This window comes from Streptomyces sp. NBC_01525 (genome assembly GCF_045040405.1).
Lineage (GTDB): Bacteria > Actinomycetota > Actinomycetes > Streptomycetales > Streptomycetaceae > Streptomyces > Streptomyces benahoarensis.
The window spans coordinates 6604234-6628574 of record NZ_CP109397.1 but is presented as its reverse complement, the minus strand read 5'-3'; the positions used below and the strand labels follow the sequence as shown (position 1 = coordinate 6628574).

The following is a 24341-nucleotide window of genomic DNA, read 5'->3' as shown; positions in this document are numbered from 1 at the left end:
TAGCCTCGGTTCCATACATCAGGGAGTTGATTTCACCATGGCGACCACGCTGCCGGTAAAGATCGAATTTTCGCTGCCGGAAGGCTGGCAACCGGCGCCCCCCGATGAGGTGGGCGCCCCCGGAGTCGCGTTCATCGCACTCCATCCGGCATCGCGCGAAGGATTCACCGCGAACATCACCATCGCCGGGAAAATGCGGGACACCATCGACCTGGTGGCGATCGGCGACGAGTCGGTTCAACGGCTGCGCGAGGCAGCGACGGTGAGTGTCGCCCATCGCACCGAGGTGGGCACCCCCGAGGCCCCTGCGCTCACCCAGACGCTGCGTATCTCCACCTCGCTGCACGGACGGCTTCTGGACCTGGTCCAGAGCCAGGTTTATCTGGTGATGCAGGATGTTCACAACCTGGCCGAACACGCGGTGATCGAATTGGTGTTGACGGCCAAGTCGACGCAGATCGCTCAGGTCGAGGAAGATTTCAAGGACTTCGTCCGGTCACTTCGCCCGGCGGATTCCTCCGCCGAATGATTGCCGTGCGCGGCGGCGCTCATGGGTGAGCTCCACACCGATCGATTTCGGTGTGGAGCTCACTCATGAGTACGCCGGTCGGCGCGCGCTCACGCCATTGCGCCTTGGCGGTCCAACACGTCGCACAGGTAATCCAGTTTCGCCTCGACATGCTCCGGGCGCAACCGCCCCTGGTACGAGGTGACCGCGGCGTTCCGCTGGAAGCGGAGCGGCTCCGCCTTGGCCCGGGGGTCGGAGGTGAGGAACCTCACCAGGCCGTCGGTCAGCATGTGCCGCGCAACGGTCTCGTCAGTGCTGATGACGCGAAACGCCTCGTCAAAGGAGGGAATGCCCAGCTCGACGACTTTGCCATGGCGGAACAGACGGGCCTCCACCGTGTCCAGGGGGCGACGCCGCTTGACGGTCGTATAGGGCACGGAGTTCGGTATGTTCACCGCGAACAGGACGGCGTACTGCGTCCTTTCGGACTGACTGGTACCACGGTGGCGGTACTCGAAGCAGCAGAAGGAACGCCCGCGGAACTCACCGGCCACGTAGTCGTAGACAGGCTCGTTGACGGTCTTGCCGGCGAAATACGCATCCCCGTCTCCCTGCGTGAATGGGGTGTAGCTCCACCCGCGCTGTTCCGCGAGCTGAACGAGTTCCTCCCGCTGCTGTCCGCTTCGCTCGAATTTCCTCTTCCCCCACCACCACATATAACCGGCAATGCCGAAGATTCCGGCCCCGAACAGGTACGCGCCAGCAGTGACAAGCACTTCCCACACCTTCATGCGCCCGAGTATGGCGGACTCCGGACCGTAAAGCACATCCCCGGACCAAACCCGGTCAAGCCGCGCGCATTTCACCCGGTGCGCGGTGAACCGTAACGTTGCCCGGTAATGCTTCGCGAACGACCGCCACGCATTACCGGGAGGTCATCGCGGCCCCCTGCTCACCCTCGTCCCCCGCAGAGGCGGCCTTCCGGAGGGCCCGCCACGCCTCGTGAACATGGCGGTCCTCCGTGAAGGTGCCGCCGGTGGCGAAGCGGAGGAAGTAGGTGCCGTTCTTCTCGGAGTGGGTGAGGAAGGTGGTGCCCTCGGTGTTGACGGTGTCCAGCAGGCCGCGGTTGGCGGCGTCGGAGGCGTTCAGACGGAACGTCACCAGGCCCAGGACGGGCGGGGCGAGCAGCGTGAAGCGGGGGTCGGTGCGGAGCAGGCCGGCGAAGAGCCGGGCGTGACGGACGCCGGTACGGATGTGGGCGCGGAGCCCTTCGGCGCCGTACCAGCGGACCACCGACCAGAGTTTCAGGGCGCGGAAGCGGCGCCCCAGGGGGACCTGCCAGTGCCGGTAGTCGGTGACCCGGCCCGAGGCGGAGGCCGGGTTGCGCAGGTACTCGGGGAGCACGCTCAGGGCACCGACGAGGGCTTCGGGGGCGGTCACCCACAGCAGGTCGCAGTCGAAGTTGGTGAGCAGCCACTTGTGCGGGTTGGTGCAGTAGGAGTCCGCGTGGTGCACGCCGTCGCCGACCCAGCGCAGTTCGTCGCAGATCGCGGCCACCCCGGCGTAGGCGGCGTCGACGTGCAGCCACACCCCGTGCCGACGGCATACGGGCCCGATGGCGTCCAGGGCGTCGAAGGAGAGGCGGGAGGTGGTGCCGCGGGTGGCGACCACCATCAGCGGGGTCGCACCGGCGGCCCGGTCGGCGCGGATGCGGGTCTCCAGGTCGGCGGCGTCCATGGCGCCGTCGGCGTCGGTGGCCACTTCGTGGAGGGCGCGCAGGCCGAGTCCGGTGATGACGGCTGCCTTGGCGGCGGCGGAGTGCGTCTCGCGGGTGAGGTAGACGCGGTAGCGGTGCCCGTCCGTGCCGTGGTCGCGGGTGCGGCCGCCGCTGGCGCGGTGCAGGGCGGTGAGCAGCGCGACCAGGAGGGCGCTGGAGGCGGTGTCCTGGATGACGCCCGTGCCGCGGAAGTGGGCGGGCAGGCCGAGCAGTTGGACGAACCAGTCGAGCATCTGCTGTTCGACCTCGGTGCAGGCGGGGCTGGTGCTCCAGTTCATGCCCTGGACGCCGAGGCCCGCGGAGAGGAGTTCGGCGAGGACGGCGGGGCCGGAGGCGTTCGCGGGGAAGTAGCCGAAGAAGCGGGGGTGTTGCCAGTGCAGCAGGCCCGGCAGCACGATCCGTTCGAGGTCGGCGAGGAGCGCCGGGAAGTCCTCGCCGTGTTCGGGCGGGGCCGACGGGAGCTGGGCGCGGATGCTGCCGGGTTCGACGGGCGGCGCGACGGGGTGGTCGGCCAGGTGTTGCCAGTAGTCGGCGATCCAGTCGACCGCCTGGTGCCCCAGGGTGCGGAAGGTGTCGGGGTCCATGTGCGGGGAGGGCGCGTCGGCGGGGTTCACAGCAGCGGCTCCTTCAGGTGACGGGCGAGGTAGCGCACACCGTCGGTCCCGCCGGTGCCCGGCACATCGCCGATGACCTTCTTCGCCACGCCGAGATGGGTGCGTTTCCACCGCCGCCACTGTTCGTTGACCGCGTCGGTCGCCAGGCGGAGGCGGGCGGCCGCGGCCCGGTCGTGGGTCTCCAGGCGGGCGGTGACGCGGGCGAGCGCGGCGCAGAGCGGCGGGGCGAGGGTCGGCGCCGCGTCCAGTCCGATCGCGGCCAGCGGTTCCGGGCGCAGGGCAGCCGTGCCACGGCAGCGGCGCTCCAGGCGGGCGAAGCCGGCGGACTGCAGGGCGCCGGTGCCGACGGTGGCCGCGCGGATCGCCGCGAACTGTGCGGGGTCGATGGTGGTGACCAGGTGGAAGACGTGGTGGGCGTGGGCGATCCCGGCGGCGGTGGCCCGCAGCTGCGCGGCGAGCGCGGCGGGCTCCGGGGTGGCGGCCAGGGCCTGCCGGTGGGCCTCGCCGATGTGGCAGGCGGCCTGTTCGGCGAGGAGTTCCATGATCTGCACGGTGCGGAGGAACAGCGGCTCGTCCGGCTCCGCCGTGGCCACCGGGAGCGACGACTCCACCAGCAGCGCCGGCGGGACGGGCAGGCCCCGGCCGCCCGCGGACAGCAGGGTGCCGCAGCGCCGCAGGGCCTGCGCGGTCTCCAGGTGCGGGGGTGTCGCGCCGGGGTCGGTCCACCCGTCGTGCGCGTCGAGTTGGCGGGCGAGGCGGGCGGCCGCCGCCGTACGGAAGCGGCGTTCGGCGGGGCGTTCCTCGCGGGCGGCGCGCCGTAGTTCGTGCCGGACGAGGTCCGCGGCGAGGAGCGCGGAGAGCCGTGCCGTGCGCCGGGGGGCGTCGCCCAGGCGGCACCACTGTCCGAACAGTGCGGTCATCGTGTACGCGTCGTAGGAGGGCGCGTCGCGCAGGGAGCTGGTCAGGCACTCCAGCCAGAGCGCGGTGGCCCATTCCGGGCCACCGGGTTCGCGGGGGCTCTCGCGCGTGCGGTCCCAGGCGTCGAGGAGCCGGTGTTCCAGGCCGCCGGGGAGGGCGGTGATGCCGTGGGCGGCGACGGCGCGGGTGACCGGCCGGTGCGGGAACGGGCCGGGCGGGCCTTCGCGGCTGCGCCGGAGCCAGCTGGCGACCGCGCGTTCAGCGAGGCGGGCCGAGGTCGTCATGGGGGGTCTCTCCAGACGGGGATCAGGGGCGTTCCGTCGGGGAGCCGCAGCGTCCCCGTCGGGCGGAAGCCGTGGCGCAGCATCAGCCGGGCGCCGCGCCAGGTGCTGGCCTCGGCGTAGGTGCCCGTGCGGTCGCGGTCGGCGCGGGCGGTGAGGCGGGCGAGCATCCGGCCGCCCAGGCCCCGGCCCCGGTGGGCGTCGCGGACGCCGTAGAACAGCAGGTAGTGGTGCGGGGCGTGGGGGTGGCAGGCGTCCAGCGTGCGGCGCATCGCGGCCTCCCGCCCGTCGGCCGGGTCGTCGGGCGGTTGGACGCCCGGGGGCAGGGCGAGCAGCGCGGCGGCGCCGGGCACCAGCTCGACGGTGCCGCCGACGGTATGGACGTGGTCCGCGACGTCCGAGAAGAAGCGGGCGCGGGCCGCCGCCCCGCCGGGGAACACCCACCGGCTCGGCGGGTCGTCGGCGAACGCCTCGGTGAGGGTGGCGGCGACGTCGGGGAGGTCGCGGGCCGTCGCGGCGCGGAAGGCGGTCATGTGCGGCGGTAGAGGCGGCCTTCGGACCAGATCGCCGGGACGCGCCCCCAGGCGGCGGCCGAGGCGACGTCCGGGAAGAAGCCGCGGCCCTTGTGGTTGGCGCTGGTGTTGCAGAGCAGCGGGAGGCCGGAGAGTTTTTCGTAGGCGGTCAGCAGGGCGTGGAGGAAGGGGGATTCGCGGTCGCTGACGGTCTGGAGGCGGGCGGTGCCGTCGAGGTGGACGACGGCGGGGACCTTGGACTCCCAGCCGGCCCGGGTGTCGTGGTCGAAGAGCATGTGCGGGTCGGGGGTGCCCGGGGAGAACAGTTCGGGGGCCCGGTGTTCCAGGCAGACCGGAGCGACGGGCCGGTAGTCCTCGCGGTCCTTGAGGCGGTTGAGGCGCTGCTTCATGCCGGGGTCGGTGGCGGGCGCGAGGATGCTGCGGTGCCCGAGGGCGCGTGGTCCCAGCTCCGCGCGGCCGGTGAGGACGACGACGGGGGCGCCGGTGTCGTGCAGGACGTGGGCCAGCGCGTCGATGTCGCAGGGCGCGGAGGTCCACCCCGCGGGGTCGCCCTCGGCGGGCCGCAGCCGGGGGCCGCGGTGGACGGACCAGTCGAGGACGGGCCGTCCGCCGGTCCGCACCCACTCGACGGTGGCGGCGCCGAGGGCGGCCCCGGAGTCGTTGGGGAACGGCGGGACCCACACCGCGTCGAACAGGCCGCAGGAGCGCAGCAGGCTGTTCCATTTGATGTTCAGCGCGCAGCCACCGGACAGGCAGAGGCGGGGCGGCAGGTCGCCGTCGCGGACGGCGGCGGCGAGGGCGGTGCGCAGGCGGCGGCCCAAATAGCCCTGGAAGGTGGCGATGAGGTCGGCGCCCGTGGCGTCGGGCCAGGGGCTCGGGCCGTCGTCCGTGAGGGCGTGGGCGAGTTCGTCGCCCATCGTGTACGACAGCTCCCGCGCGTCGAGGTCCGCGGAGAGGAGGGAGTCGAAGCCCGGATCGTCCGTGCCGAGCGCGGCGTACGCCATGGCCTTGCCCGCCACGTCGAGGTTGCGGGGCATGAGGTGCGGGTCGGTGGTGGCGGGCTGCGCGCCGCGGAACGGCGGGAGGGCGGCGCAGAAGTCCGCGAAGACGCTGCCGTACAGGGGGAACAGCTCGCCCAGACGCGTCACGCGCAGGGGTTCGGGGTCCACCCGGTAGAGGACGGGCGGCATGCCGCCGTCCCACACCAGCACCAGCGCGTCCTGTCCGCGCCGGGCGAAGGGGCTGGTGGCGTAGGCGCCGATCAGATGCTGGGTGCTGTGGTGGTAGCTGCTGTAGGGATGGGTCGTGGTGCCGAGCGGCAGGCCGGCGAAGGGGTGTGGGGCAAGCACATCGGCGCCGGGCACGTCCTGGTACGGGGCCACCGGGAGGCGGGCGGGGCGCCCGTGGTGGGTGACGTGCAGCACCGGGTGGCGCTGGTCCTCGCCGAGGGGGGCGAACCAGCCGTCCACCACGAACCGGTCGATGTCGCCGGGGGCGATGCCTTCCCCGGCGAGGAGGTCCTCCACCTGCTCCAGGCGGTCCAGGGGCTGGAATCTCCGGCCGTTGCCGACCTTCTCGCGTTCCACGGAGAGCAGCAGCCTGCCGTCCTCGACGAGGGCGAGTCCCCCGTCGTGGCTGAGTTTCAGTCCGCAGATCAGCATGGCCCTACCCTTCGCCCCGGGTCAGGACCCAGGTCTCGTAGCGGGTGGTGTCGGTGGCGGGGCGTGCGGTGTAGTTCTCGAAGACCTCCGCCCGGGCGAAGCCCGCGGCATGCGCGCGGTCGCGGACCGTGGCGTGGTCGAAGGCGTACAGCCGGTGCACCTCGCGGGCGGCGGTGTAGGTGCCGGCCGGGGCGTCGTCGCGGGTGAACTGGGTGTAGTGCAGATCGCAGTAGGCGGTGTCCGGCTCGCTGGTGAAGTTCCAGAGGAACGTCACATCGCCCTGGTCGGCGGCCCAGATACGGTTGCCCCAGTGGCCCTTGAGGAGTGCGGCGGTCTCCAGGTCGAAGACGAACGTCGCGCCGGTCGGCAGCGCCTCGGCCACGGCCCGCAGCGTATCGCCCAACGGCTCCGCGCCCGGCTGGTAGTTGAGGGCGGCGGCGGTGCACACCACGGCGTCCGCGCCGGTGGGCAGCGGTGCGGGCAGTTCGATCCGGTGGAGGGCGGCCGACCCGCCGACCCGCTTCTTCGCCAGGGCCAGCATGGTCTCGGAGCGGTCGAGGGCGGTGACCTGGTAGCCGCGGCGGACCAGTTGTTCGGTCATCAGGCCGGTGCCGCAGCACAGTTCCAGCACCCGGCGGACCCGCTGTCCGCGCGTCGCCCACGTCTCCTCGATGAAGTCCGCCATCCGGGCCCGTGGCGACTCCCCCCACTGGTCGGTGGCGTAGGCGACGAGCCGGTCGTAGAGGTCGGCGGTCGCGGCGTACGGCTCGGGCATGCCCGCGTCCCGGTGCGGCTGTCCCTGCATCATGGGCGCATTCCTCCTCGGTCGCGGGTGAGGACCCAGGTGTCGTAGAGGGTGTGCGGGTGGGCGGGGGCGTCGGTGTAGTTGTCGAGCACCTCGGCGTGGGCGTACCCGGCCCGTTCGGCGGCGCGCCGGACCTGGGGGTGGTCGAGGACGTACAGCCGGTGCTGTTCGCCGGTCCGCTCGTACGTGGTGCTGTCCGCGCCGCCCCGGCGGAGGAATTGCGTGTAGAAGGCGTCGCTGTAGCGCTCGTCGGGGTGGGTGAACTCCCAGAGGAAGGCGAAGTCGCCCTGGTCCGCCGCCCAGACGTGGCGTCCCGCGTGCTCGGTGAGCATGTGGCGGGAGAGCACGTCGAAGAGGAAGGTGCCGCCGGGGCGCAGGACGCGGTGCACGGCGCGGAGGATGCCGGTCAACTCCTCTTCGCCGGGGGTGTAGCTGAGCGCCGCGCCGGTGGAGCAGACCGCGTCCATGGCCGCGTCGGGCAGCGGCAGGTCGGGCAGTGCCGCCTCGATCAGCGGGACGCCGTCGCCGAGGCGGCGGCGGGCGAGGCCGAGCATCTGCGGGGACCGGTCCAGGCCGGTGACCCGGTATCCGGCGGTGGCGAGCGCGTGCAGCACGCTGCCGGTGCCGCAGCACACGTCCAGGACGTCCCGCACCGGGCGGCCGTGCCGCGCCCACCGGGTGCGCAGGAAGGCGACGCGGGCGGGGACGGGCTGTTCGTGCCAGGTGGCGACGATCCAGTCGTCCAGCCGGTCGTAGATCTCGGCGATGGCCCCGTACATCGGGGCGCGGGCTTCGGTTGCCACGCCGGTTCCTTTCTGTCCGGGTCAGGCGAACGCGGCGGTCAGCGCGCGGACCGCGTGCCGCCGCAGGGAGGCGGCGCGGGGGGCCACGCCGTCCAGGTGGAGTGCGCAGTGGATGAGGCCCGGGCACCGTACGAGGGTGGTCGGCACCCCGGCGGCGGCCATCCGCGCCGCGTACGCCTCGCCCTCGTCGCGCAGCGGGTCGTACTCGACGGTGAGGACGGTGGCCGGTGGCAGCCCGGTGAGGTCCGGGGCGAAGGCGGGGGCGGCGCGCCACGGCACGTCGTCGAGCGGTCCGTCGGGCCGGTTCAGGTAGGTGCGCCAGCACCGCTCCATCATCGGCGCGCTGTTCTGGTAGCCGGTGGCGAACTCCCGGTACGAGGGGGTGTTCCGCCGGGGGTCGGTCGCCGGGTTGATGAGGAGCTGGTGGACGAGGGGGAGCGGCGAGCCGCGGGCTTCGAGGGCGACGACGGTGGCGAGGGCGGCGCCCGCGCTGTCCCCGGCGACGGCGCACCGCGCGGGGTCGGCGCCGAGCGCGGCGGCGTTCTCCCGGGCCCAGGCGGTGACGGCCTGGGCGTCGTGCAGCCCGGCGGGGAAGGGGTGTTCCGGGGCGAGCCGGTATCCGGCGCTGAGCACCGCCACGTCCGCCTCGACCGCCAGGGCCCGCAGCGGCGGGTCCATGTACGCGATGCTCCCGGCCGTCCAGCCGCCGCCGTGGAAGTAGACGACCAGCGGGAGGCGGGTGCCCGGACGCGGGTGGTAGAGGCGGAACGGCACCGTGCCCGTGGCGTGTGCGGCGGTGCCGTCGGTGACCCGGGCGACCGGGGGCGGCGGGGCGCAGTGGGCGCGCAGGGACTCGACCGCCGCGCGCAGGTCGCCGGGGCTCATCGCCCCCGGTGGGCCGGCGGCGTTGAGGGGGTCGAGGAAGGCTTCTCGGATACGGGGTTCGAGCACGGGATGCGGGCCCTTTCCATGAAGGCCGCGGCGTTGTCGCCGTGTGCGCCGTGGTGACGGCGCGCGACCGTGGGGCTGCCCGGGGCGTCCGGTGGGTCTACGCCCCGGGGGCGGCGCCGGGCAGGAGGTTGCCGGCGATGCGGCAGGTGCACCGGTGCAGGGCGGCGCCGCGTCCGGCCAGGGCGCGGAAGCCGGTGGGGCGTTGGACGAGTTCCACGGCCCGCAGCCGGTCGAGGTGGTCGAGGGCGTCGATCCGCCTCCGCAGCCCGGGGTCGTCGAAGAGGTCTTCCGGGCGCAGCAGTTCGGGGCCGTGCGGGGGGAGTCCGCCGGTGCCGGACAGGTCGAGGTAGGGGGCGCCGTGCGGGCCGTAGAGCCGGTCGGCGGCGATCCAGTCGGTCACCCCGTCGAGCAGTCGTGGCAGGTCGGCGAAGCGGAGGGTGTGCACCACCGGGTTGAGGTAGGCGTCCGCGTCGAAGACGTCCTGTTCCCGCTGGTCCAGCGCGGTCCCGGCCCAGGCGCCGGGCATGCCGTAGGCGTCGAGCGAGAGGGAGAGGCCCAGGGCCCGGACGACATCGAGCCCCGGGGCGTCCTCGTGCGCGCCCAGCAACCGGACCAGTTCGCGGTCGCGCATGCGCTGGGCCTCGCCGATGGCGTGGTACAGCCACAGGTGCAGCAGTCCGTCGTCGGCGAGGTGTTCACCGAGCCATGCGAGTCCGGCGTGCGGGTCCGGGAGGTGGTGGATCACGCCGTAGCTGTAGATGAAGTCGAATCGCCGGTCGAGTGCGGCGTCCGGCAGCGCACCGTCCACGATGTCCACATTGGTGACGCCGTGCCGTCGGGCCAGCCGCCGGGCGATATCGCGTGCGGCGGCGGACGGTTCGAGCCCGGTGAAGTGCACCCGCGGATAGGCGCGGGCCAGGCCGACCAGGGTGTGGCCGGTGCCGCAGCCCGCGTCGAGAACCGACCAGCCATCGGCCGGCCCTCCCTCGATGACCAGGGGAATCTCGTCCGCCACGACATCGATCAGCGGCCTGTCGACGCCGGGCGAGGGAAAGGGAAAAGTTTCATAAAGGCACTGCGTCGCGCTGGTGGCCATACCCATCCTTTCCGCGGAAGCACAGGTGTGCACAAGGCGCATCCGGGGGCGGGAAAGCGCTTCTCCGGCGCCGCTCGGAATACCGCGGGAGCAAGGGGAATCGGGCTTCTTCTCGCGCCTCTCGCGGGAATTCCCCCGCACCATGAGGCCCCGCGAGGCCCCGCGAGATGGGAAAGGCGTCCGGTCCCTTCTCCGCGCCTCTCCCCATCGTAGGGAGTTCGACGCCTCGTGCATGTGCAGCGCCGATGGCGCGCAGCAGCGCACAGTCCTGGTGATCGCAAACGGAAGGCTGAACACCGCGGCCGCGCCCGGGCCCGCCTCCGGAAGGCGGGCCCGGGCGCGGCCGCGGTGTTCAGCAGATGCGGGGCAGTTGCTCGCCGAGCGGGAGGTCGACCACGCGGGTGCCGCCGAGTCCGGTGCGGGCGACGACCATGCCGGGGTGGTCGGTGACGCATTCCCCGATGACCGTGGCGCCGGCGCCCAGCGGGTGGGCCCGCATCGCCTCCAGTACGGCGTCGGCGTGTGCGCGGGGTACGAAGGCGACCAGCTTGCCCTCGTTCGCCACGTACATCGGATCGAGGCCCAGCACCGCACAGGCGTTAGCCACCGGTTCCGGGACGGGCAGGTTCCGTTCGTCGATGACCACACCGACCGACGCGGCGGCCGCGATCTCGCCGAGGGCGGTGGCCAGGCCGCCGCGGGTGGGGTCGCGGAGGACGTGCAGATCCGGGGTGACGGCGAGCATCGCCTCGACGAGCCCGCCCAAGGCCGCGCAGTCGCTCTCGACACCGACGCCGAACTCCAGCCCCTCCCGCACGCTCATCACGGCGATACCGTGCACACCGATGGGCCCGCTGACGAGGACGACGTCGCCGGGGGCGGCGCGCTGCGGGCGGATGTCGACGCCGTCCGGGATGAGGCCGATACCGGCGGTGTTGAGGTAGATGCCGTCGCCGTGGCCTGCCTCGACGACCTTGGTGTCGCCGGTGGCGACCTCCACGCCCGCGGCCCGCGCGGCGGCGCCCAGTGCCTCGGCCACCCGCGCGACCAGCGCGGTCTCCACGCCCTCCTCCAGGATGAAGCCGCAGGAGAGGTAGGCGGCGCGGGCGCCGCTCATGGCGAGGTCGTTGACGGTGCCGTTGACCGCGAGGTCGCCGATGCTGCCGCCGGGGAAGAACAACGGCCGCACCACGTAGGAGTCGGTGGAGAAGGCCAGCCGCGCGCCGCCCAGCGTCACCGCGGCGGAGTCGGCGAGCGAGGAGAGCACCGGGCCGCCGAAGGCGGGCGCGAAGACATGCTCGACGAGTTCGGCGGAGAGCACCCCTCCCCCGCCGTGCCCCATGACGATCCGGGGGTGGTCGCGCAGCGGGGCGGGGCAGGTCCAGCCGGAGAAGTCCGGGGCCGGTGGCGCGGCCTCGTGCAAGGTGGTGTCAGACAACGGGGGTCGCCTCCAGTGGTGCGGTGGGGGTGCCGAGGCGGCGGTAGAGGTAGTAGGCGGCGCAGGCGCCCTCGCTGGAGACCATGGTGGCGCCGAGCGGGGTGCGCGGGGTGCAGTCGGTGCCGAACGCCGGGCATTCATGGGGCTTGATCAGGCCCTGGAGCACATCGCCGCTGCGGCAGGCGGCGGGCTCCTCGGTGGTGATGCCGGTGACGGCGAAGCGGTGCTCGGCGTCGTAGTCGCGGTAGCGGGCGGAGAGTCGCCAGCCGCTGTCGGGGATGGTGCCGATGCCGCGCCAGGAGCGGTCGGTGACCTCGAAGATGTCGGCGATCATCGCCTGGGCGGCGGGGTTGCCCCGGGGGCGGACGGCGCGGGCGTAGGCGTTGTCGACGCGGTGCTCGCCGCGCTCCAGCTGTTGTACGGCGCGGCGGACGCCTTCGAGGATGTCCAGCGGTTCGAAGCCGGTGACGACGATGGGCACGCGGTGGCGGGCGGCCAGCTCCGGGTACTCGTCCACACCCATCACGCTGCACACGTGTCCGGCGGCAAGGAAGCCCTGGACGCGGCAGTCACCGGAGCGCATGATCGCCTCGATGGCCGGGGGCACCCGTACGTGCGAGACGAGCAGGCTGAAGTTGCGGATGCCCAGTCGGTGCGCCTGGTGCACGGTCATGGCGTTGGGCGGCGCGGTGGTCTCGAAGCCGATGCCGAAGAAGACGACTTCCTTGCCGGGGTTCTCCCGGGCGACCTTGAGGGCGTCGAGCGGGCTGTAGACGACGCGGACGTCGCCGCCCTCGCTGCGGACGCGGAAGAGGTCGCGGTCGGTGCCCGGGACCCGCAGCATGTCGCCGAAGGAGCAGAAGATCACGTCCGGGCGGGAGGCGATCTCCAGGGCCTTGTCGATGGTCTCCAGCGGGGTGACGCAGACCGGGCAGCCGGGCCCGTGGATCAACTCGACCTGGTCGGGCAGGAGTTGGTCGATGCCGTGGCGGATGATGGTGTGCGTCTGGCCGCCGCACACCTCCATCAGGGCCCACGGCCGGGTGACGGTGGCGTGGATGTCGTCCAGCAGCCGCCGCGCCAGGTCAGGGTTGCGGAACTCCTCCAGGTACTTCACCGCTGTGCCTCCCGCGCCGCGTCGGCCGTGGACCGGGCGCCGGGCGGCGCGCCGATGCCGTTCCCGGTGGCCGCGCCCCCGGTGGTGCCCTGCGCGGCGGCCGCTTCCCACGGGTCGCCGAACTCCTCCTCCAGCAGGCCGAGATCGCCGAAGAGGGCGAGGGTCTGCCGGGCCGACTCCTCGTCCAGCCGTTGGAGGGCGAAGCCGACGTGCACGATGGCGTACTCCCCGACCGCGAGATCCGGCAGATATTCCAGGCAGACGTCTTTGTGTACGCCGCCGAAGTCGACGGTGGCCATGCGTGTGCCGTCACGCTGCCGGATCTCCAGCACCTTGCCGGGTACCGCGAGACACATGGGGTTCTCCTCGCTCTGCGGGATCGGGTGGTTCAGGGGGCGGTGGTCGCGCCGCGGGGGTCCGCGCGGGCGGCGACCATCAGCTGGCCGAGTGCCAGTCCCCCGTCGCCGGGCGGGACGAGCCGGTGGCGCAGCACGGTGAAGCCGTCCGCGCGCAGTGCGCGGGCGCAGGACGCGGAGAGCAGCCGGTTGGCGAAGACGCCGCCGGTCAGGGCGACGGTGTCCAGCCCGTGCCGGTCGCGGGCGGCGGCGCAGACCCGGCCGACCAGCGCGGCGACGGCGTGGTGGAAGTGCGCCGCGATCCGCCCGGCGGGGACGCCCGCGCGCACCTCGGCGGCGAGGGCGGCGAGGAGCGGCGCGGGGTCGGCTGCCACGGGGCCCGCCACCGTGTCGCGCAGGGTGAAGGTGTAGCCCGGCGGCGGCTCATGCGGTGTGCGGTCCTCGGCGCGGCAGGCCGCCGCTTCGAGCGTGACGGCGGCCTGGGCCTCGTATCCGGCGGTGTGGCAGACGCCGGTCAGGGAGGCGACGGCGTCGAAGAGGCGGCCCATGCTGGAGGTGGGGGCACAGTTCACACCGCGCGCCAACTGCCGTTCCAGCAGCGGGAGTTGGCCGGGCGGGCAGGCCCGTACGCAGGGCAGGTCGGGGTCGCGGGGCAGGCCGGCGGCGTGCAGATGGGCGAGGGCCATCCGATAGGGGTGGCGGACGGCCGCGTCGCCGCCGGGCTGCGGGACGTAGGCGAGGTGGGCGAAGCGGTGGAAGCCGTCGTAGTCGGCGAGGAGGAATTCGCCGCCCCATACGGCGCCGTCGTCCCCGTAGCCGGTGCCGTCGAAAGCGACGCCGATCACCTTCCGGCTGCCGTCGAGGCCGTGTTCGGCCATGGCGGAGGCGATATGGGCGTGGTGGTGCTGGACCCGCCGTACGTCGTCGCCGCCCGCGGCGCGGCGGGCGCGGCCGAGGGAGCGGTAGCCGGGGTGCCGGTCGGCGACGACGCGCCGGGGGCGGACGCCGGTGAGGTCCGCGAGGCGGCCGGCGGCGCGGTCGAAGGCGGTGACCGTCGCCAGATCGTCCATGTCGCCGATGTGCGCGGACAGCCAGGCACGTCGGCCCTCTCCCAGGCAGAGGACGTTCTTGAGGTCGCCGCCGACGGCGAGCGCGGGGGTGACGGGCACGGGCAGCGGCAGCGGGTCGGGCGCATAGCCGCGGGAGCGGCGCAGCAGCACCGGCGCCCCGTCGATCATCCGGACCACCGAGTCGTCGCACGGCACATGGATGGGCCGGTCGTGGGTGAGCCAGCCGTCGACGAGCGGTGCGAGGGTGGCGAAGGCGTCCGCGTCGTCGGTGACGATGGGCTCCCCGCCGCGGTTGCCGCTGGTCATGACGAGCAGCCCGGGCCCCGGCGGGTCGCCCGGCAGCCCGAACAGCAGGTGGTGCAGGGGCGTGTAGGGCAGCATGACACCCAGGTCGGGGCTGCCGGGGGCGACGGCGTCCGCGACGGCCGGGGCGTGCGGCGGGCGGTCGGCCGCGTCCCGTCTGCGGAGCAACACGATGGGGCGGCGGCCACCGGTGAGGAGGTCGCGTTCGGCGGCGGAGAGGTGGACGAGCCCTTCGACGGCGGCGAGGTCGCGGGCCATGACGGCGAACGGTTTGCCGCCGCGCGCCTTGCGCTCCCGCAGCAGCCGCACGCTGCGCTCCCGGGTCGCGTCGCAGGCCAGGTGGTAGCCGCCGAGGCCCTTGACCGCGAGGATCGCGCCGTCGGCGAGCATCCGCCGGGCCGCGGCGACCGGGTCGGCCGGAGCGGCACCGGTGGTTCCCGGGTGGCGGCGCAGGGCCATCCGGGGGCCGCAGTCGTGGCAGGCGATGGGCTGGGCGTGGAAGCGCCGGTCGGCGGGGTCGGCGTACTCGCGGGCGCAGCGGGCGCACATCGGGAACGCGGCCATGGTGGTGGCGGCCCGGTCGTAGGGCAGGGCGGTGACGATGGTGAAGCGCGGCCCGCAGTGGGTGCAGGTGAGGAAGGGGTGCCGGTGGCGGCGGTCGCCGGGGTCGGTCAGTTCGGCGAGGCATGCCGCGCAGGTGGCCGTGTCGGGGGCGATGAGGGTGCGGGCGCGGTCGCCGGTGCGGGTGGCGGCGATGCGGAAGCCGGTGGAGCCGCCCGGCGGGAGCGGGTGGTGGGCGACGGACTCGACGACGGCGAGGGGCGGCGCGTCGGTGCCGATCCGGCGGCAGAACGCGGCGACCGCGCGGGGCGCGCCCTCGACCTCGGCGACCACGCCGTCCCCGGTGTTGCCGACCTGGCCGGTCAGCCCCAGCTCCGCGGCGAGGGTGAAGACGAACGGGCGGAAGCCGACGCCCTGGACGACGCCGCGGACGGTGACCCGTCGCCGTTCGGCCGCGGGCGGCGCCGCGACCGCTTCCCGGGACGCGGTCATGAGTGACTGTGCGCGACGCCGTCGTGGTGGTGGGTGTGGCCGTGTTCGCGGGGCAGGACCTGCCGGGCCATGACGGGCCGGTGGGCGGGGGCGTTGCCGTGGGCAGCGAGCGCGTGCTCCAGCAGCACTCCGGCGCCCTCGCCGGTGCGGGTGGAGGTGAGGACGGTTTCGACGCCGGGGTTGACCTGCTGGACGTGGGCGCGGAAGGCGGCTTCGTCGAAGCCGACGGCGTCGGCGAGGTCGCTCTTCGTCACCAGGACCAGGTGGGCGAGGCCGAAGGCGGTCGGGTACTTCAGCGGTTTGTCCTCGCCCTCGGTGACCGAACAGAGCGCCACCCGCAGCGTTTCGCCGAGGTCGTAGGTGGCCGGGCAGACGAGGTTGCCGACGTTCTCGACGAACAGGACGCGGGTGCCGTCCGGCAGCCAGCCGTCGAGGTGGCCGCGGAGCATGTCCGCCTCCAGATGGCACAGCCCGTCGGTGAGGACCTGCTTCACCGGCGCGCCGGAGCGGCCCAGGCGGCGGGCGTCGTTCTCGGTGGCCAGGTCGGCGGTGAGGGCGGCGACCGGGATGCCGCGCGAGCGGGCGAGGGTGAGTTCGGCCTCCAGCAGCGCGGTCTTGCCGCTGCCCGGGCTGGACAGCAGGTTGACCACCGTGGTGCCGCGGGCGGTGAGTTCGCTACGGAGTGCCCGGGCGCGCCGGTCGTTCTCGGCGAGCACGGCTTGCTGGAGGTCGACGACGCGGCACATGGGTTCAGTTCTCCTCGGATGCGGGGGCGGGGGCGGGGACGACGCCGTGGTCGGTGCGGTGCACGCTGACGATCCGCAGCTCCCGTCCCGCGACGAGGGCGGCGGCGGTACCGCGGCAGGCCGGGCAGTGCAGGTGGGGCGGCATGCCGGTGGCCCATTCCTGTCCGCACGGTGTGCAGCGGGCGCGTCCCGGCACGGTGTCGATGTGCAGGGCGGCGCCTTCGAGGGCGGTTCCCTCGCAGGCGAGGGTGAAGGAGAAGTGCAGGGCGTCGGCGACGACTCCGGCGAGTTCGCCGACCTGGAGGCGGACGGTGTCGACGGTGCCGGGTGGCTCGTCCCGCAGGGCGCCGTCCACCTGATCCACCACCGCCAGGGCGAGGGACATCTCGTGCATCGGTCTCATTCCGGATCGCGTGCCGGACCGCGCCTGCGTCCGACCGCGCGGCCGGTGCCATTACAGGGGGCGCGGCGGCGGTGGGCGGGGCGCCACGCCGCCGCCGGTGCCGCGCCGTGGGCCGTTCGGGCGGCGGCACGGACCGGCGGCGCGCGGCGGCTCACATGGACCGGATGCGCAGGTAGCGCTTGATGTCGGGCAGCAGGGCGATCGCGCCGCCCGCGGCGGCGACGGCGGCGAGTGCCGCGGCCGCCAGCAGGACCTTCCGCATGGGTACTCCTTCGTATCAGGTGCGGGCGGCGGGCCCGCTCGCGGGTTCGGGTGCTCCGGGAGGGGCGTCCGTGGCCTCGTGCAGCAGCGTGCGGAGCAGCCGTACCGCCTCCTCGACGGCGGCTTCCACGGGGGCGCTGAGGCCGATGCCCTCGTCCAGACGGGCCGGGACGCATCCGACGACGAGGACCCGGCGCGGCCGTCCGCCGCCGGTGGTCTCGCTCAGGTGGTCCAGCAGGGCCAGGACCGCGTCGGGCGTCATGTGGTGACCGTCCACGGCGACCGGGCCCGCGGGCGGCCGGGCGCCGTCGGGTGCGAGGAGGCGGACGGTGCCGGGCGGGCCGTCGCCGGGGACCGCGTCCACCAGGACGACGGTGTCGTAGCCGTCCAGCATCCGGTAGGCGAGGTGGACGCCGCGGACGCCGATGTCGGCGAGTTCGGTGTGCGGCGGCAGCGGTTCCGCGGCGAGACGGCGGACGGTCTCCACGCCGAAGCCGTCGTCGCCGAGGAAGATGTTGCCGATACCGGCCACGAGCACGCGGGGCGGGGCGTTGGTCATGTGTCCTCCACGGCGGCGAGCGGGGCGAGTTCGTCGGGTTGGAAGTAGAGGAAGCGGCCCTGTTCCCGGCGGATGTCGGCGCCGGGGTCGCCGTCCACGGTGACGGCGAGGTGCACCCCGCCGTCGACGTCGTGCAGCACCGCCTCCACCACCGCCGTACGGCCGTGCAGGAACAGGTCCTGGGCGTCGGTGCGCCGCGGTCCGGGGCGGAGGGCGACCCGGCTGCCCGCGCCGACGGGCGTGCCGTCGACGAGGACGCGGTCGCGGACCGGGTCGACGGCGGCGTCGGCGGCCGGGTCCCACCAGGGCGCGCCGCCGGTCCCGCCGTCGAACGGGCCGGGGGGCGCGGCCGGCGCCCGCGGAGGTGCCGGGGGCGGTGCGGCGCCGGTGACCTCGCGCAGCGCCCGGACCGCGCCGTGCAGCCGTTCCAGCACCTCGGGCGGCATCGAGTCGGCGAGGTCGATGACGGCGGCCGCCCGGTCGTCGGTGCCGCGGGCCTCGCGTTTCTCCTCGTCGGTGAGGGCGGCGGTGCGCAGCGCCAGGATCTCGTCGATCTCCGTGGCGTCGTAGAGGGCGCCGGGGCTCTCGGGGGCGATCCGCGGGTGGTCCTCCAGGATGATCGGGGAGGACAGGACGGTGCGGGCGTTGCCGTCGGCGCCCGCCAGGACGGGCCAGGTGTGGGCGTTGCGGCAGGTGGCGGCGGCGCCCGAGGCCCACTGAGGCGGGTCGGTCAGGGAGAGGAACGCGCCGGAGGTGACGCCGAGCAGCAGATGCGCGGAGAGCAGCGCATGCGGCAGCGCCGCCTCCCGGTCGGCGTCGCCGTCGCCGCTCCAGTCGCCGGTGTTGCGGACGGTCGCGGTCAGCCGCAGCAGCCGGCAGGGGCCGTCGAGTTCGGTGGCCGTCAGATGCAGTTCCCCGGCCACGCGCTCCCGGCGCCGGAGCTGGCGGCCCACCAGGCGGCCGCCGTCGTGGAGCGGTTCGCTCTCCTCGTGGACCGGCAGGGCGAAGGGCAGCCGCACCCCGTCGCCGGTCAGCCGGGAGACCTCGACGGCGAGGTCCACCTGCTCGGTGACGCCCTCGTCCCAGGGCCGGACGACGCGGTCCGGCAGCTCCAGGGCGTCGACGGTCTCGTACGTGCCGTCGGCCCGGGCCCGCTGGACGGTGCGGCGCTGGGCGTGCAGGAAGCGGACCTGCGCGTGGAGGGCGGGGTTGCCGCGGGGCTCCAGCAGGCATTCGGTGCGCTGGAGGCTGTGTTCGGAGGCGGCCCCGGGCCACTTCGGCGGGACGAGGACGCCGAACTGCCAGCGCATCCGGTTCTTCGCCGCCGACGCCCGGTACGGGTAGAGCACATAGCCTTCGAGCAGGACGGCGTCGGCGATCTGGCGGGCGTGGGCGAACAGGTCCTCCCTCGCAGGCGCGGCGGACGTCATGACAGGGCCTCCCGGGGGCGTACGGGCGTGGGGTGCGGGTCCTGGCCCGCCGCGGCGAGGAGCGTCAGCACCGTCTCCTCCCAGGAGGGCAGGGCGCGGCGGGAGCGGTAGGCGCCGAGGGCGTCCATGGCGGTGCGGGAGAGGCGGAGCCAGCCGCAGCCGGGGAAGTGCTGCTCGATCATTTCCCTCCAGACGGCCACCGGCATCCGGTACGCCGCCTCCCGGTCCCAGGGCACGGGCTGTACCCGGAAGCCGCCCGCGCCGCGGAAGGCCGTACCGGAGAAGAGGAGCAGCAGCGGGACCTCTCCGGTGTCGAGGGCGGCGAAGTACTTCGCGGAGGCGATGTCGGTGTCGTAGGTGCAGGGCACCGGCAGGTCCACCTCGGTCGCGCCGGTGAAGCCGGGGACGACCACGGAGGCATGGGCGAACTGGAGCGGGTTGAGGGTGCTGCCCCAGCGGTCCCGCTCGCCGAACAGGTCGCCGAGGTGCGCGGCCTCGGTGTCGGTGTAGCGCCGCCGGGCCGGTTCGATGCGGAACTGGCAGCGGAGCGCGAGGGCGTGCACCCGCTCGGGCCCGGACGCGGTGATGCGCAGCCGGAAGACGAGGGTGGGGCCCGCGGCGTACGGGTCGGCGCGGACGCCGGTGCAGGAGAAGGCGAGGTCGCTCACGGGTGTGCCGCCTCCCCCGGGACGCCGGTGGCCCGCCGCTCCAGCGTGGCGAAGAAGGCGTCGAGGGTGGCGCGGGCCTCGGCTCCGCCGTCGAAGCCCTTCCAGTGCAGCCGCATCCGGCCGACCAGTTCGTAGGCCACGTCGACCGGTACGAGATAGCAGACGGCGCCGTCGTCGGTGCGCCGGACCAGCAACGCCTCGACGTCCGGCTCCAGCAGCGCGGCAAGGCGGGAGCCGGCGAAGGCGGTGTCCCAGGCGGCGGGGTCGATCTCGGTCTCGGTGGCGCCCGCGGGGCTGGGGCAGAGGGCGACGGGGCGGCCGAGCGTGGAGTGGTGGAAGAAGAAGGCGAGGGCGACGGGGATGTGCAGGGCGCCCCAGGCGGCGGCGGACGGCGCGGATCCGGGGTCGGCCAGGACGCGGTCGGGCACCGTGCGGAACCGTCCGCCGCCCGCGTCCGGGCGCGCGAAGAGCAGGGCGCAGGGCGGGCAGGCGCAGGCGAGGGAGCGTTGTGCGGTGTCGACGAGGTGGCGGTGGCCGGTGTCCAGGGCGGTGCCGCACAGTTCGCAGCGTTCCGGCGCGGGGGGCCGGGGCCGGGTGAAGCGGTGCAGTCCGCGCGACGGCGGGCCCGGGCGGTGCCGGGCCGTGTGCGGCGCGGTCACGGCGCCGGTGTCCGGCCGGGGCGGGCGGCGCCCGCGGGGACGGGCTCCGGCGGGCCGCTGCCGATCTGCAGCAACGGCGCCGCGGCGGCGGTCCGTTCCAGCGCGACGCCGGTCACCTCCGGTGCGTGGCAGGCCAGCGCGGCCTCGATGCGCTGCCGGGTGGCGTCGGCGGTGCCGGGGCAGCCGCCGTCCTCCTGGCTCAGCCGCAGGGCGCCGGTCGTCCCGTCGAACCCCTCGACGACGGCGTCCCCGGCCCCGGCGGCGCGCAGGGCCCGCGCGATGCGGGCGGGGGCGTCCTCGGGGTGCAGTCCGTGCAGCACCAGCAGCCCGGCGACGCATTCGTCGTCCAGCAGCTCCGGCGGGGGCGTGCCGTCCGCCGTGCCGGTCAGCGCGAGGACGCGGGCGAGTCCGGTGCCGTAGAAGTCCATCAGGACGCGGACCAGTTCCTCCGCCGCGGCGCCGACGCCGGGGTCGTCGTGGGCGGCGAGGCGGTCGAGTACCGCCTCGACCCGGCGGGCGGTCTCCTCGGCGCTCATCCGGCCAGTCCGCTCAGCCCGGTGGGCAGATGCGTCTCCTGTACGGTGCGGCCGCCGCCGACGTACATGTGGACGCCGCACGGCAGGCAGGGGTCGAAGCTGCGGACGGTGCGCATGATGTCGATGCCCTTGAAGTTCTCCGGCGTGTTCTCCTCGAAGATCGGGGTGTTCTGGACCGCGTCCTCGTAGGGGCCGGGGGTGCCGTAGCTGTCGCGGACGCTGGCGTTCCAGGGCGTCGGCGGGTACGGGTGGTAGTTGGCGATCTTGCCGTCCCTGATCACCATGTGGTGGGAGAGGACGCCGCGGACCGCCTCGGTGAAGCCGCAGCCGATGCTCTCGTCGGGCACCTCGAACTTCTCCCAGGTCTGGGTGCGTCCGGCACGGACCTCGTCGAGCGCCTTCTCGGCGAAGTGCAGGGCCAGGGCGGCGGTGTACGCCTGGAAGTAGGTCCGGGCGCGGTTGCGTTCCAGCGCGTTGCTCCACCGCGGGATCTTCCACTCGAAGCTGGTCTCCGGCTTGGTGAGGGAGCGCGGCAGGTTGATGACGACGCTGTGGCCGGTGGACTTGACGTAGCCGCAGTCGACGAGCCCGGACAGTGCGGTGGACCAGAGGCGGGCGAGGGGGCCGCCGCCGGTGTCGAGGGCGAGGTGGTCCTTTCCGTCGAACCAGCGCGGGGACATCACCCAGCTGTACTTGTCCTCGAAGTTCCGCTTCTGCGGGGCGGGGATGGTGTGCTGGTTCCAGGGGTGGCGCGGGTCGACGGGGTTGCCGAGCGGATCGTGGGTGACGAACCGCTCCTGGCCCGCCCAGTCGTCGTAGTAGGAGCTGCCGAGCAGGATGCGGATGCCGAGGTTGATCTCGGTGAGGTCGTTGGTGACGAGCTTGCCGTCCACGACGATGCCGGGGGTGACGAACATCCGCCGGCCCCAGTCGGTCATGTTGCGGTAGGTGAAGTCGCAGTGGTCGGGGTCGTTGAGCGCGCCCCAGCAGCCCAGCAGGACGCGGCGGCGGCCGACCTCCTCGTAGCCGGGCAGCGCTTCGTAGAAGAAGTCGAAGAGGTCGTCGTGGAGCGGGACGACGCGTTTCATGAATTCGACGTAGCGCATCAGGCGGCTGAGGTAGTCGGTGAAGAGCTGGACGGAGGCGACGGTGCCGACGCCGCCCGCGTAGAGCGTGGAGGGGTGGACGTGCCGCCCTTCCATGAGGCAGAACATTTCCCGGGTGTAGCGGCTGACCTGGAGCGCTTCGCGGTAGAACTCGCCTTCCAGCGGGTTGAGGGAGCGCATGATGTCGGCAATGGTGCGGTAGCCGTGTTCGGCGGCGTGCGGTGCCTCGGTGCGTTCGGCGAGGTCGAGGACGCCGGGGTTGGTCTCGCGGACCATTTTCTCGCAGTAGTCCACCCCGACCAGGTTCTCCTGGAAGATGTTGTGGTCGAACATGAACTCCGCGGCTTCACCGAGGTTGATGATCCACTCGCCGAGGTGCGGCGGCTTCACGCCGTACGCCATGTTCTGCGCGTACACCGAGCAGGTGGCGTGGTTGTCCCCGCAGATTCCGCAGATGCGGCTGGTGATGAAGTGGGCGTCACGCGGGTCCTTGCCGCGCATGAAGACGCTGTAGCCGCGGAAGACCGACGAGGTGCTGTAGCACTCCGCCACCCGCTTCTGCTTGAAGTCGATCTTCGTGTGGATGCCGAGGCTGCCCACGATCCGGGTGATCGGATCCCAGGACATCTCCGTCAGGCCGCTGCCGTCCGCGGAGGTCTTCGTCGTCGGTGCCATCGTGTCTGCGGTGCCCTTCACCTTCGTCAAGCGGGGAGGTCGGTCGGGTCGGGTGGCGGCGGGGCCATCACCACGGGGCGCGGTAACCGGTGGTGAGTTCGGTGCCGGTGTGGCGCCAGCGCGGCTCCTTGTCCACCGTCTTGCGGGTGATGTCGCGCAGCCGGCGGATAACGCCGCCGTAGAGGCCGCTGGCGGCGCTGGAGACCTTGCCGCCGGGCGGCGGGTCCATGAACGGCATGAACTTGTCGGGGAAGCCGGGCATGGTGCAGGCGATGCAGATGCCGCCGACGTTGGGACAGCCGCCGATCCCGTCCATCCAGCCGCGTTTGGCGACGTTGCACTTGACCACCGGGCCCCAGCAGCCCAGTTTGACCAGGCACTTGGGCGAGTCGTAGGTGGTGGCGAACTCGCCCTGTTCGTAGTAGCCGGCGCGGTCGCAGCCCTCGTGGACGGTGGCGCCGAACAGCCAGGTGGGGCGCAGCTTGTCGTCCAGCGGGATCATCGGGGCCGAACCGGCCGCCTGGTACAGGAGGTAGGTCAGGGTCTCGGCGAAGTTGTCCGGCTGGATGGGACAGCCCGGTACGCAGACGATCGGGATGCCGGCGCCGGATTTCCAGTCCCAGCCGAGGTAGTCGGGGACGCCCATCGCGCCGGTGGGGTTGCCCTCCATGGCGTGGATGCCGCCGTAGGCGGCGCAGGTGCCGATGGCGACGACGGCGAGGGCCTTGGGGGCGAGGCGGTCGATCCATTCGCTGGTGGTGATCGGCTGGCCGGTGGCGGGGTCGTCGCCGAAGCCGCACCAGTACCCCTCGGCCTTGATCGCCTCGTTGGGGATGGATCCCTCGATGACCAGCACGAACGGTTCGATCTCGCCGCGCTCCGCCTTGAAGAACCACTCGATGAAGGTGTCCGCGCCCTGGACCGGGCCGCATTCGAAGTCGATCAGCGGCCAGTGCACGGCGATCCTGGGCAGTCCGGGCAGCCCCTGGAGGGCGATCTGTTCGATGCTGGGCTGGGTGGCGGCGGTCAGCGACACGGAGTCGCCGTCGCAGCTCAGACCGGCGTTGATCCAGAGGATGTGGATCGGCGCCTCCTCCTCCGTGGCGGCGGAGGACGTGGCGGTGGAGCCGTTCGGAGCCGGTGCTGCTGCATCCATGCGGATGCCTCCTCTGGGGTCCGGGGCGGGAAAAGCCACATAAGGCAGATAACGTGCCTGCCACCCGTGATAGCAGCCGACACGCCGCGCGACGCCACGGGGCGGGGCAGTCCAGTGACGTCGCTGCGGCAGTCCGGGGACGGAGCCGGGGTCACCCCTCCCGCGGGGCCTGTACGCGGAGCCCTCATGCCCGGCCGGGTCCTGCTCCACCAGCGACGGGTTGTTCAGCAGGTCGATGCCGAGCGCGTCGCCGGCGGCCTTGTAGTTGAAGTTCCAGCTCAGCTGGATGGGGCCGCGTCCGTAGTACGCGGCCTGACCGGCGGGGCAGCCGTAGGGCTGGGTCGCGTCGCAGTAGTGCGGGTAGTTGCCGGTGTTCTGCTCCACGACGTGGACGAGACCGCCGGTCTCATGGCTGACGTTCGCGAGGAAGGCGGCGGCTTCCTGGCGCTTGACGGTGTCACTTCCGGTGTTCGCGAACTCCGGGTAGGCGCTGAGCGCATCGGTCAGCCCCTGGTAGGTGTAGAACGCGTTCCGGTTCGGGAACATCTGCTGGAACTGCGCCTCGCCGACGACGAACCCCTCGGCCCTGGTCTCAACGTTCGTACAGGTGAGGGCGGTCGGGGCGCACCTGAGCGCGGCCCCTGCGGATGCGGCGGGCGCCAGGACGGCCACACCCGGGGCCAGGGTGGCGGCGCCGATCAGGGCGGCGATACGTGATCTCATCGGGAACTCCTTCGTGCGGCCGCCCGCCGGACAGGAGAGCCGGGCCTCGCGGGCTCCGGGACACCGGGCGGGAAGCAGCCGCTGTGGGGGAATTGCCTTACCGAGCGGGCCTGTTGGGCGGCACCGCCGCCCAAC

Annotated in this window: 24 protein-coding genes and 1 pseudogene; 1 reads left to right on the top strand and 24 read right to left on the bottom strand. The window is 73.3% G+C overall.

Going from position 1 to position 24341, the window contains the following annotated elements; genetic code table 11:
* Nucleotides 1-37 precede the first annotated feature (37 nt).
* Entirely contained in the window at nucleotides 38-529 is a 492-nt protein-coding gene (locus OG422_RS28540) for a hypothetical protein (RefSeq protein ID WP_405747030.1), read from the top strand.
* An 89-nt stretch (nucleotides 530-618) separates the two neighbouring features.
* Here OG422_RS28540 and OG422_RS28535 read toward each other — a convergent pair whose 3' ends face one another.
* From OG422_RS28535 to OG422_RS28420, 24 genes and pseudogenes are all read right to left on the bottom strand, one after another.
* The gene (locus OG422_RS28535) at nucleotides 619-1299 is read right to left on the bottom strand and encodes a hypothetical protein (protein ID WP_405747028.1); all 681 of its coding nucleotides are present in this window, start codon (nucleotides 1297-1299) and stop codon (nucleotides 619-621) included.
* Nucleotides 1300-1432: 133 nt separating this feature from the next.
* Complete coding sequence (locus OG422_RS28530; protein ID WP_405747027.1) at nucleotides 1433-2899, bottom strand: pyridoxal-dependent decarboxylase; 1467 nt, start codon at nucleotides 2897-2899, stop codon at nucleotides 1433-1435.
* Nucleotides 2896-4101, bottom strand: a complete 1206-nt coding sequence (locus OG422_RS28525; RefSeq protein ID WP_405747025.1) for a hypothetical protein — start codon at nucleotides 4099-4101, stop codon at nucleotides 2896-2898. The genes OG422_RS28530 and OG422_RS28525 overlap by 4 nt, the downstream gene beginning before the upstream one ends.
* The gene (locus OG422_RS28520; protein ID WP_143939585.1) at nucleotides 4098-4631 is read right to left on the bottom strand and encodes a GNAT family N-acetyltransferase; all 534 of its coding nucleotides are present in this window, start codon (nucleotides 4629-4631) and stop codon (nucleotides 4098-4100) included. The genes OG422_RS28525 and OG422_RS28520 overlap by 4 nt, the downstream gene beginning before the upstream one ends.
* The gene (locus tag OG422_RS28515) at nucleotides 4628-6292 is read right to left on the bottom strand and encodes a carbamoyltransferase N-terminal domain-containing protein (RefSeq protein ID WP_405747022.1); all 1665 of its coding nucleotides are present in this window, start codon (nucleotides 6290-6292) and stop codon (nucleotides 4628-4630) included. Before OG422_RS28515 ends, OG422_RS28520 begins: the two co-directional genes overlap by 4 nt.
* Before the next feature lie 4 nt (nucleotides 6293-6296).
* Nucleotides 6297-7100 (bottom strand): class I SAM-dependent DNA methyltransferase, encoded by an 804-nt coding sequence (locus tag OG422_RS28510; protein WP_405747020.1) that lies wholly within the window; start codon nucleotides 7098-7100, stop codon nucleotides 6297-6299.
* On the bottom strand, nucleotides 7097-7900 hold the full coding sequence (locus OG422_RS28505) for a class I SAM-dependent methyltransferase (protein ID WP_405747019.1): 804 nt from the start codon (nucleotides 7898-7900) through the stop codon (nucleotides 7097-7099). Before OG422_RS28505 ends, OG422_RS28510 begins: the two co-directional genes overlap by 4 nt.
* A 21-nt stretch (nucleotides 7901-7921) precedes the next feature.
* A complete protein-coding gene (locus OG422_RS28500; RefSeq protein ID WP_405747018.1) occupies nucleotides 7922-8851 on the bottom strand; it encodes an alpha/beta hydrolase in 930 nt (309 codons plus the stop codon).
* Between the two features lie 97 nt (nucleotides 8852-8948).
* Nucleotides 8949-9947 (bottom strand): class I SAM-dependent methyltransferase, encoded by a 999-nt coding sequence (locus OG422_RS28495; protein WP_405747016.1) that lies wholly within the window; start codon nucleotides 9945-9947, stop codon nucleotides 8949-8951.
* Nucleotides 9948-10299: 352 nt separating this feature from the next.
* Nucleotides 10300-11385 carry a hydrogenase expression/formation protein HypE gene (gene hypE, locus OG422_RS28490; protein ID WP_405747014.1) on the bottom strand — a complete coding sequence of 362 codons (1086 nt, stop codon included), beginning with the start codon at nucleotides 11383-11385 and terminating at the stop codon, nucleotides 10300-10302.
* A complete protein-coding gene (gene hypD, locus OG422_RS28485; protein ID WP_405747013.1) occupies nucleotides 11378-12502 on the bottom strand; it encodes a hydrogenase formation protein HypD in 1125 nt (374 codons plus the stop codon). The genes hypE and hypD overlap by 8 nt, the downstream gene beginning before the upstream one ends.
* Nucleotides 12499-12858, bottom strand: a complete 360-nt coding sequence (locus OG422_RS28480) for a HypC/HybG/HupF family hydrogenase formation chaperone (RefSeq protein ID WP_143939592.1) — start codon at nucleotides 12856-12858, stop codon at nucleotides 12499-12501. Before OG422_RS28480 ends, hypD begins: the two co-directional genes overlap by 4 nt.
* 32 nt (nucleotides 12859-12890) lie before the next feature.
* A complete protein-coding gene (hypF, locus tag OG422_RS28475) occupies nucleotides 12891-15284 on the bottom strand; it encodes a carbamoyltransferase HypF (protein ID WP_405747012.1) in 2394 nt (797 codons plus the stop codon).
* The gene (gene hypB, locus OG422_RS28470; RefSeq protein WP_405747010.1) at nucleotides 15281-16030 is read right to left on the bottom strand and encodes a hydrogenase nickel incorporation protein HypB; all 750 of its coding nucleotides are present in this window, start codon (nucleotides 16028-16030) and stop codon (nucleotides 15281-15283) included. Before hypB ends, hypF begins: the two co-directional genes overlap by 4 nt.
* Nucleotides 16031-16034: 4 nt before the next feature.
* A complete protein-coding gene (locus OG422_RS28465; protein WP_143939595.1) occupies nucleotides 16035-16424 on the bottom strand; it encodes a hydrogenase maturation nickel metallochaperone HypA in 390 nt (129 codons plus the stop codon).
* 160 nt (nucleotides 16425-16584) lie between these two features.
* Nucleotides 16585-16695: a DUF6893 family small protein gene (locus tag OG422_RS28460; RefSeq protein WP_405747009.1), complete on the bottom strand. Its 111-nt coding sequence runs from the start codon at nucleotides 16693-16695 to the stop codon at nucleotides 16585-16587.
* 15 nt (nucleotides 16696-16710) lie between these two features.
* Nucleotides 16711-17253 (bottom strand): hydrogenase maturation protease, encoded by a 543-nt coding sequence (locus tag OG422_RS28455; protein WP_405747007.1) that lies wholly within the window; start codon nucleotides 17251-17253, stop codon nucleotides 16711-16713.
* On the bottom strand, nucleotides 17250-18683 hold the full coding sequence (locus tag OG422_RS28450) for a hypothetical protein (RefSeq protein ID WP_405747006.1): 1434 nt from the start codon (nucleotides 18681-18683) through the stop codon (nucleotides 17250-17252). Before OG422_RS28450 ends, OG422_RS28455 begins: the two co-directional genes overlap by 4 nt.
* Nucleotides 18680-19351 carry a DUF6084 family protein gene (locus OG422_RS28445; RefSeq protein ID WP_143939598.1) on the bottom strand — a complete coding sequence of 224 codons (672 nt, stop codon included), beginning with the start codon at nucleotides 19349-19351 and terminating at the stop codon, nucleotides 18680-18682. The genes OG422_RS28450 and OG422_RS28445 overlap by 4 nt, the downstream gene beginning before the upstream one ends.
* Nucleotides 19348-20010 carry a DUF5947 family protein gene (locus OG422_RS28440; RefSeq protein WP_405747004.1) on the bottom strand — a complete coding sequence of 221 codons (663 nt, stop codon included), beginning with the start codon at nucleotides 20008-20010 and terminating at the stop codon, nucleotides 19348-19350. Before OG422_RS28440 ends, OG422_RS28445 begins: the two co-directional genes overlap by 4 nt.
* Entirely contained in the window at nucleotides 20007-20546 is a 540-nt protein-coding gene (locus OG422_RS28435) for a hypothetical protein (RefSeq protein ID WP_405747003.1), read from the bottom strand. Before OG422_RS28435 ends, OG422_RS28440 begins: the two co-directional genes overlap by 4 nt.
* Entirely contained in the window at nucleotides 20543-22327 is a 1785-nt protein-coding gene (locus tag OG422_RS28430) for a nickel-dependent hydrogenase large subunit (RefSeq protein WP_405748033.1), read from the bottom strand. Before OG422_RS28430 ends, OG422_RS28435 begins: the two co-directional genes overlap by 4 nt.
* A 67-nt stretch (nucleotides 22328-22394) precedes the next feature.
* The gene (locus tag OG422_RS28425; RefSeq protein WP_405748031.1) at nucleotides 22395-23483 is read right to left on the bottom strand and encodes a hydrogenase expression protein HypE; all 1089 of its coding nucleotides are present in this window, start codon (nucleotides 23481-23483) and stop codon (nucleotides 22395-22397) included.
* Between the two features lie 192 nt (nucleotides 23484-23675).
* A pseudogene (locus OG422_RS28420) lies at nucleotides 23676-24206 on the bottom strand (chitinase); the annotation flags it as partial.
* Nucleotides 24207-24341 lie beyond the last annotated feature (135 nt).